This window comes from Cellulosimicrobium cellulans (assembly GCF_042723955.1).
GTDB classification, from domain to species: domain Bacteria; phylum Actinomycetota; class Actinomycetes; order Actinomycetales; family Cellulomonadaceae; genus Cellulosimicrobium; species Cellulosimicrobium cellulans_H.
Map to the genome: position 1 here is coordinate 22,596 of NZ_JBHXIC010000056.1, position 7,714 is coordinate 30,309.

The following is a 7,714-nucleotide window of genomic DNA, read 5'->3' on the forward strand; positions in this document are numbered from 1 at the left end:
TACGCGGCGTTCCCGGCTTGCGCCGGGCGTCGACCGAGGCGCGCCGGGCCCCGGCTGCCCGGGCCCCCGCCCGCGGCGTCACGCGACCGACACGCGGTAGTCGTCGGCGTCGTCGTCCCACGCCAGGTCGACGGCGCCGGCGGCCTGCGCCGCCTTGCAGAACTGCAGGAACCCGCGGTAGCCGAGCGCCTTCTCGCTGAAGTCCGGGCGCTTCTTGCGGATCGCGTTCTTCAGCCCGGACAGGACCGTCGAGCCGCCCTCCTGCTGCACAACCTCGCGCACGAGGGCGAAGGCCTGGTCGGTGTCGCCCTGCGCGGGCAGCGACACCTCGGGGTCCCCGGTCGCCGGCCCGGGCGCGAGCTCGACGAAGCTCCGGTCGGCGAGGAACCGCAGGAACTCGCCGAAGTTGCGGAACCCGTAGTCGGCCTCGCTGAACGTCGGGTCCTTGCGCAGCAGCGTCCGCTTGAGCACGGACGCGGTGACGGGGCCGCTCGTGGAGGCCTCGAGGTCGGCGAGCGTCTGCGCGACGCGCACCTCCATGGGGAGGTCCTCGCCGGCCGGCGCGTCCTCGTCAGCCTCGGGCGCCGAGGGCTCGGGAGCGCCGGCCGCCTCGGGCGCCTCGGCGACCGGCGTCGTCGTGACGGCGACCTCGTCGCTCTCCGTCACGACGGGCTCACCCCGACGCGACGTGCGCCCGACCGCCTCCCCGAGCTCCGCGAGCGCCGCCGCGGCCGGCGTCTCGACCTCCGGCTCGGCGATCTCGGTCGCCTTGCGACGCCCGGACGCCCGGCCGCCGGAACGCTTCGCCTTCGCGCCGCCCGACGCCGCCCCGCCAGCACCCGAGGACCGCCCGCCACGGACGGAGCGCGGCTCGGGCTCGTCGGGCACGTCCACGCCCTCGAGCCGGTCGTAGAAGAGGAACTCGTCGCACGCGGGCGGCAGGAGCCGGGACGTCGACTTCTCGACGCCGACCCCGATGACGCGCTTGTTCAGCTCGCGCAGCTTGTGGACGAGCGGGGAGAAGTCGCTGTCCCCGGTGCACATGACGAACGTCGAGATGTAGTCGCGCTCGAACGCCATCTCGATCGCGTCGACGACCATCTTGATGTCCGCCGCGTTCTTGCGCGACGCGCCCATGCGCTGGGGCATCTCGATGAGCTCGACCTGGTGCCGCGTGAGCGAGCGCCGGTCCTCGTCGAAGTACGACCAGTCCGCGTACGCGCGCCGCACGACGACGCGCCCGCGCACGGCGAGCGCGTCGGCGATCGGGCCGAAGTCGAACGTCATGCCGCCCAGGTGCTCGCGCGCCCCGAGCGCGAGGTTCTCGTAGTCGATGAAGACGGCCAGGCGCTCCTCGGTGTCCATGCCCGCCAGCCTAGGTGCTGCCCGCCGCGCCGCCCCGCCGAACAGCATGGAGAGCGCGTCGATGAGTCCCGCGCTCCGCGCCGGTCGTCCTCGGTGGCGGACCGACGGCGGCCGCCGCACCGAGCCGAGGGAGCAGCCATGACCGACCGCGTCACGACGAGCCACGTCACCACCACCCGGGGAGACACCGTCACCTACGACCTGCGCGGCGAGGGCCCCGGCCTCGTGTTCGTCGCCGGCGCGGGCCCGTTCCGCGCGATCGACCCGATCACCACCGAGACGGCCGAGCGCGTCTCCGCGCAGGGCGTGACGACGGTCGTCCACGACCGCCTCGGGCGCGGCGAGAGCCCCGCCGACGGCGTGCTGGACCTCGAGCGCGAGCTGACCGCCGTCGCGGCGGCGATCGCCGTGGCGGACGGCGGGTCGGGGCAGGGCGCCGTGCTGTGCGGGCACTCGTCGGGCTGCACGATCGCCCTCGCCGCCGCGCACGCGGGGCTGCCCGTCACCGGGCTCGTGCTGTGGGAGGCGCCGCTCGGCGACGACGCAGCCGCGACCACGGAGTGGATCGACGAGTTCGAGCGCCGGCTCGACGCCGAGGACTACGTCGGCGCGACCGAGCAGTACATGAAGGACATGCCGCCCGAGTGGCTCGACGGCATGCGCCGCTCCCCCGACTTCGAGCAGCTCGCGCGCAGTTCTCGCAGCCAGCGCGCCGACGGCGAGTCCCTCGTCTGGGCGGCGAGGGCGCTCGAGGACGGCACGCTCGCGACCGTGGACGTGCCCGTGCTCGCGACCTACGGGACGTCCACCTTCCCCGAGATGCCGGTCTCCGCGCGGAAGGTGGTCGCGGCGGTCCCGCACGGAGAGGTCCGCGAGGTCGAGGGCGCCTTCCACTCGTGGGAGCCCGCGGCGATGGCCGAGGTGCTGGTGCGCTTCGTCCGCGAGGCGGACCAGCACTGACCTGCCCGTGCGTACGGCCGTACACATAGTGTGTACGATCGTCCGCATGTCGTCTCCCACCCTCGCGCGCCCGGCGCCCGACGTCCGGCGGGCGCGGGTCGCCGTCGCCGCGCTCTTCCTCACGAACGGCGCGCTGTTCGCGAACCTCGTGCCGCGCTACCCCGAGGTCAAGGCCGGCCTCGACCTCGGCAACGCCACGTACGGGCTCGCCGTCGCCGCGTTCCCCGCGGGGGCCATCACCGCCGGCCTCGCCGCGGCGGCGCTCGTGCGGCGGTTCGGCTCCGCAGGGGTCGCCGTCGCGGGCACGGTGCTCACCGCGGGCGGGTTGCTCCTCGCGGGGCTCGCGCCCGCCCTGCCGCTGCTCGTCGTCGCGCTGTTCGCGGCAGGCGCGATGGACGCGTTCACCGACGTCGCGCAGAACGCGCACGGCCTGCGGGTGCAGCGCCGCTACGGCCGCTCGATCATCAACGGGTTCCACGCGCTCTGGTCGGTCGGCGCCGTGGTCGGCGGCGGCATGGCCGCCGCCGCGATCGCGCTCGACCTGCCGCTCGGCGTGCACCTCGCGATCACTGGCGGCCTGTTCGCGGTGGTCGCGCTCGTCGCGCTGCGCTGGTGCCTGCCGGGGCTCGACGGCGAGGCGTCCGACGTCGCCGCGACCGACGCCGCGGCGGCCGCCTCGCCCGGTGCCCCGCCGAGCGCCGACGCCGTCGCAGCGGGTGCCGCCGCGCGCACGTCCCGCGCTCGCACCGCCGCCGTCCTCGCCGCGCTCGTCCTGGTCGCCGTCGCGGGGACCCTCGTCGAGGACGCAGGCAGCACGTGGGCGGCGGTCTACCTCTCCGGGTCGCTCGGCGCCCCGGCGACGATCGCCGCGGCGGGGTTCGTCGCGCTCGTCGGCGCGCAGTTCGTCGGGCGCCTCGTGGGCGACCGGCTCGTCGACCGGTTCGGGCAGCGCGCCGTCGCCCGGACCGGCGGCGCTCTCGTGCTGCTCGGCACCGGGCTCGCGCTCGCGTTCCCGTCCGTCCCCGGCACGATCGCCGGGTTCGCCGCGGCCGGGTTCGGCGTCGCGACGCTCGTCCCGGCCGCGATGCAGCAGGCCGACGAGCTCCCGGGACTGCGCGCGGGGACCGGGCTCACGCTCGTGTCGTGGCTCATGCGGCTCGGGTTCCTGCTGTCCCCGCCGATCGTCGGGCTCGTCGCCGACGCCACGAGCCTGCGCGCGGGGCTGCTCGTCCTGCCGCTGGCGGGCGTCGTCGTCGTGCTCCTGGCCGGCGTGCTCGCCCCGCGCCGGCCCGTGGACCGACCAGTGGACCGACCAGGCGCCGTCGACCGGCAAGATGACCCCGACCACCGCACGACCCCCGCGCCCGAGGAGGCCACCACCGCATGACCACCGACTACTTCGCCGGCGACGACCGCACGAGCTACGAGCGCATGGCCGCGGGCGACCTGTACATCGCCGACGACCCGGAGATCACGCGCGGCGTCCACCGGGGCATGCGCCTCGTCGACGCGTTCCACCGCGCCGTCCTCGACGGCGACGGCGACGACACGCACGCCCGCGAGATCCTTGCCGACCTGCTCGGTTCGCTCGGCGAGGAGTCGTGGGTCAAGCCGCCGCTCGCGGTGGACTTCGGCAGCAACGTGCACCTCGGCGACCGGACGTTCGTCAACTCCGGGCTCACCGCGCTCGACGTCGCGGCGATCACCATCGGCGACGACTGCCTCATCGGGCCGAACGTCCAGCTCCTCACCCCGACCCACCCCGTCGACCCGCAACCCCGGCGCGACAAGCTCGAGGCGGCCGAGCCCATCACGCTCGGCGACAACGTGTGGCTCGGCGGCGGCGTGATCGTGTGCCCGGGCGTGACGATCGGCGACAACACGGTGGTGGGCGCGGGCTCCGTCGTGACGCGCGACCTGCCCGCGAACGTCGTGGCGGTGGGCAACCCGGCCCGGGTGATCCGCGAGAACATCTGACCATGAGCGCACCCGAGGCCCCGACCGGGCCGACGCCCCGCGCCCGCCGCCACGACCCGGAGCGGCGCGACCGCATCATCGACGCGTGCCTCGACGTCATCGCCGAGCACGGCGTCGCGGGCACGTCGCACCGGCGCGTCGCGGTCTCGGCTGACGTGCCGCTCGGGTCGATGACGTACCACTTCGCCGGGATGGACGAGCTGCTGCGCGAGGCGTTCGGGAGGTTCACGCGCGACGCCGCCGCCCAGTTCGAGCGCCGCATGAGCGACGCGCGCACACCCGAGGACGCCGTGCAGGCGGTCACGACGCTCATCACGCACGACGTGTTCGCGACCCAGCGCGACCTCGTCCTGTCGCACGAGCTCTACACGCTCGCGGCGCGCGACCCCGCGTACCGGACGCTCACGAACGACTGGATGCGCCGCAGCCGGGACGCGCTCGGCCGCCACTTCGACCCCGCGACGTGCCGCGTGCTCGACGCGTTCATCGAGGGCATGACCATCCACCGCGCGCTCGACACCGAGCCGCACGACGACGTCGACGTCCTCGGCGCGGTCCGCCGCCTCACGCGCACGCCGGCCCCGGCGGAGTGACGGGCTACGGCAGCTCGAAGGGCAGGTCGAGCCCCTCCAGCACGTGCCGGCACGGGCACGCGTCGTCGTGCGGGAGCGCCGCGACGACGTCGTGCAGCACGCCCGTGAGCGCCACGACGTTGCGCGCGAACGCCTCGAGCACCGCCGCGTGGGTCACGGACGACCCGCCGTCCACGCCCGCGTCCGCGTCGGTGACGAGCGCGAGCGTCGTGTAGCAGAGCGCGAGCTCGCGCGCGATCGCCGCCTCGGGCATGCCGGTCATCCCGACGACGGTCCCGCCCTCGGCCGCGTTGCGCCGCGACTCGGCGCGGCTGGAGAACCGCGGACCCTGGACGACGACGAGCGTGCCGCCGTCGACCGCGGGCAGCGTCCCGGCCCGTGCCGCGCGCACGGCGACCTCGCGGCCCCGCGCGCAGTACGGATCGGCGAACGGGACGTGGACGACCGCGCCCTCGTCCCCGTAGACCGTGTGCTCGCGACCCCACGTCCGGTCGACCACCTGGTCCGGCACGACGACCGTGCCCGCCGGGACGTCCGGCCGCAGCCCGCCGACGGCCGAGGCGGACACGACCTGGCGGACGCCGAGCGACCGGAGCGCCCACAGGTTCGCGCGGTAGGGCACGCGGTGCGGGGGGAACCGGTGGTCCGCCCCGTGCCGCGGGAGGAAGACGACGGGCCGGCCCGCGAACGTCCCCCGGCTGGGCGGGTCGGACGGGTCGCCGAACGGCGTCGTCAGGGGCACGGGCTCCGGGTCGTCGAGCAGCTCGTAGAGGCCCGAGCCCCCGAGGATCCCTACGGGTGCGGTCGTCGTCGCGTCGCTCACGCCGCCACGCTAGACGGGCCGGCGGCGCCACCGCACGCGCGGACGCGGTCCGGACGGACGTCGTCAGCCGATCGTCAGGTCGCGCCGCGCTCGTCGGCGGTGCACGGCGGGCGTGGCACGGCGATGCTGGGCGTCATGCGCATCCTCGTCACGGGCGGGGCGGGCTTCATCGGCTCCGCCACGACCCGCACCCTCGCCGCGGCCGGCCACGACGTGCTCGTCCTCGACTCCCTGCGCGCCGACGTCCACGGCGACCGGTCCGCGCCCGCCCTGCCGGGCGGCGTCCCCCTCGTCCGCGCGGACGTCCGCGACGCCGCGGCGGTGCGGGACGCGGTCGGGGGCCGGGACGTCGTCGTGCACCTCGCGGCGAAGGTGGGCCTCGGCGTGGGGATCGACGACGTCGACGACTACGTGTCCTCGAACGACCTCGGGACGGCGGTGCTGCTGCGGGCCGCCGCGCCGGTCGCGCCGCACGTCGTCTACGCGAGCTCGATGGTGGTCTACGGCGAGGGCGCGTACGCGTGCGCGACGCACGGCGCCGTCCACGCGCCGCCGCGCGACCCGGCCGACCTCGACGCGGGCGTCTTCGACCCGCGCTGCCCCCGCTGCCGCCGCGTGCTGACGCCCGGGCTCGTCGACGAGGACGCCGCGCTCGACCCGCGCAACGTCTACGCGGCGACCAAGGCGCACGGCGAGCGGCTGCTCGCGGCGTGGGCGCGCGCGACGGGCGCGAGCGCGACGGCCCTGCGCTTCCACAACGTCTACGGGCCGGGCATGCCGCGCGACACCCCGTACGCCGGCGTCGCCTCGATCTTCCGCTCGGAGGCCGAGCACGGCCGCGCGCCGCGCGTCTTCGAGGACGGCCGCCAGCGTCGGGACCTCGTGCACGTGGACGACGTCGCGCGCGCCGTGCTCGCGGCCGTCGAGCGACCGCAGGAGACGGGCGCGGTCGAGGCGTTCAACGTCGGGTCGGGCACGGTGACCACCGTCGGGGAGGTCGCCGCGCGCGTCGCCGCGCTGCTCGGTGCGCCCGAGCCGGTCGTCACGGGCGAGTGGCGCGCGGGCGACGTCCGGCACGTGACGGCCTCGAGCGAGCGCGCCGCGCGCGTGCTCGGCTGGCGCGCCGAGGTCTCGCTGGACGACGGGCTCGCCGCGCTGGTCGACGCGGGCTGACGGTTCCCCGCTCAGGGCCGGGCGGCCGGGAGCAGGACCTCGACGCGGCAGCCGTCGTCGGACGACGCGACGTCGAGCCGACCGCCGTGCCGGTCGACGACCCGGTCCACGAACGCGAGCCCGAGCCCGTCCGACCCGTCGGCGCCGTCGCCGGCCTGGAAGCCCGCCTCGACGAGGTGGGGCAGCGCGTCCGCGGGGATGCCGCCGCACGTGTCGCGCACGACGACGCGGACGGCGCCGTCGAGGACGCCCGCCTCGACCGTCACGAGGCCGTGCGGCGCAGGGTCCTCGCCGTGCCGCGACCCGCGGAGCGCCTCGGGTCCCGCGCGCCCGCTCGCCCGCACGGCGTTGGCGACGAGGTTGTCGAGCACGCGCTCGAGCTCGTCCGGGTCGCCCGCGACGAGCGCCCCGACACCCGGCTCGACCCGGAGCTCGACGCCCACGGACCGCGCGAGCGGGCGCGCGTGCGCCGCGACGCGCCCGAGCACGTCGGCCATGTCGACCTCGGTGGCCGCGGGCCGCGGCCGAGGCCGGTCGTTGCGCGCGAGCTCGGCGAGGTCGTCGATCATGCGCGCCATGCGCTCGGTGGCGGCGACGATCCCGTCGAGCGCGGGCGCGGGGTCGGGGAACACGCCGTCGCGCAGGCCCTCGGCCGCCGCCCGCACGCCGGCCAGGGGCGAGCGCAGGTCGTGGCTGACGAACGCGACGACCTCGCGGCGCGCCGCCTGCGCCGTGCGGGCGCGGGGGGGCGGGGGCGCCGGGGGTGGCGGGGGGACCGGGCTCGCGGCGCCGACGTGGGGCGGCGCGGCCCTGGGGGGTCGCC

Annotated in this window: 8 protein-coding genes; 5 read left to right on the forward strand and 3 right to left on the reverse strand. The window is 76.5% G+C overall.

Features of this window, described 5'->3' with window-relative positions; genetic code table 11:
• Positions 1-78: 78 nt before the first annotated feature.
• Positions 79-1,365, reverse strand: coding sequence for an NYN domain-containing protein (locus tag ACFWH7_RS14740; protein WP_378217263.1), 1,287 nt, complete (start codon positions 1,363-1,365; stop codon positions 79-81).
• Between the two features lie 138 nt (positions 1,366-1,503).
• Between ACFWH7_RS14740 and ACFWH7_RS14745 the strand changes: the two genes are divergently transcribed.
• From ACFWH7_RS14745 to ACFWH7_RS14760, 4 genes are read left to right on the forward strand one after another with little or no spacing between them, the layout of a single operon-like run.
• Positions 1,504-2,325, forward strand: a complete 822-nt coding sequence (locus tag ACFWH7_RS14745; protein WP_378217265.1) for an alpha/beta fold hydrolase — start codon at positions 1,504-1,506, stop codon at positions 2,323-2,325.
• Positions 2,326-2,371: 46 nt separating this feature from the next.
• A complete protein-coding gene (locus tag ACFWH7_RS14750; RefSeq protein ID WP_378217267.1) occupies positions 2,372-3,712 on the forward strand; it encodes an MFS transporter in 1,341 nt (446 codons plus the stop codon).
• Positions 3,709-4,302: a sugar O-acetyltransferase gene (locus tag ACFWH7_RS14755; protein ID WP_378217269.1), complete on the forward strand. Its 594-nt coding sequence runs from the start codon at positions 3,709-3,711 to the stop codon at positions 4,300-4,302. The genes ACFWH7_RS14750 and ACFWH7_RS14755 overlap by 4 nt, the downstream gene beginning before the upstream one ends.
• 2 nt (positions 4,303-4,304) lie before the next feature.
• Positions 4,305-4,895, forward strand: a complete 591-nt coding sequence (locus tag ACFWH7_RS14760) for a TetR/AcrR family transcriptional regulator (protein WP_378217271.1) — start codon at positions 4,305-4,307, stop codon at positions 4,893-4,895.
• A 4-nt stretch (positions 4,896-4,899) separates the two neighbouring features.
• On the opposite strand, the gene ACFWH7_RS14765 is transcribed toward ACFWH7_RS14760, so the two are convergent.
• Positions 4,900-5,718, reverse strand: a complete 819-nt coding sequence (locus ACFWH7_RS14765; RefSeq protein ID WP_378217273.1) for an S-methyl-5'-thioadenosine phosphorylase — start codon at positions 5,716-5,718, stop codon at positions 4,900-4,902.
• A 135-nt stretch (positions 5,719-5,853) separates the two neighbouring features.
• Here ACFWH7_RS14765 and ACFWH7_RS14770 point away from each other — a divergent pair, with 135 nt between their 5' ends.
• The gene (locus ACFWH7_RS14770; protein ID WP_378217275.1) at positions 5,854-6,891 is read left to right on the forward strand and encodes an NAD-dependent epimerase/dehydratase family protein; all 1,038 of its coding nucleotides are present in this window, start codon (positions 5,854-5,856) and stop codon (positions 6,889-6,891) included.
• An 11-nt stretch (positions 6,892-6,902) separates the two neighbouring features.
• Here ACFWH7_RS14770 and ACFWH7_RS14775 read toward each other — a convergent pair.
• Positions 6,903-7,714, reverse strand: an 812-nt coding sequence (locus tag ACFWH7_RS14775) for a sensor histidine kinase (RefSeq protein WP_378217277.1), incomplete at its 5' end; no start/stop codon positions are given.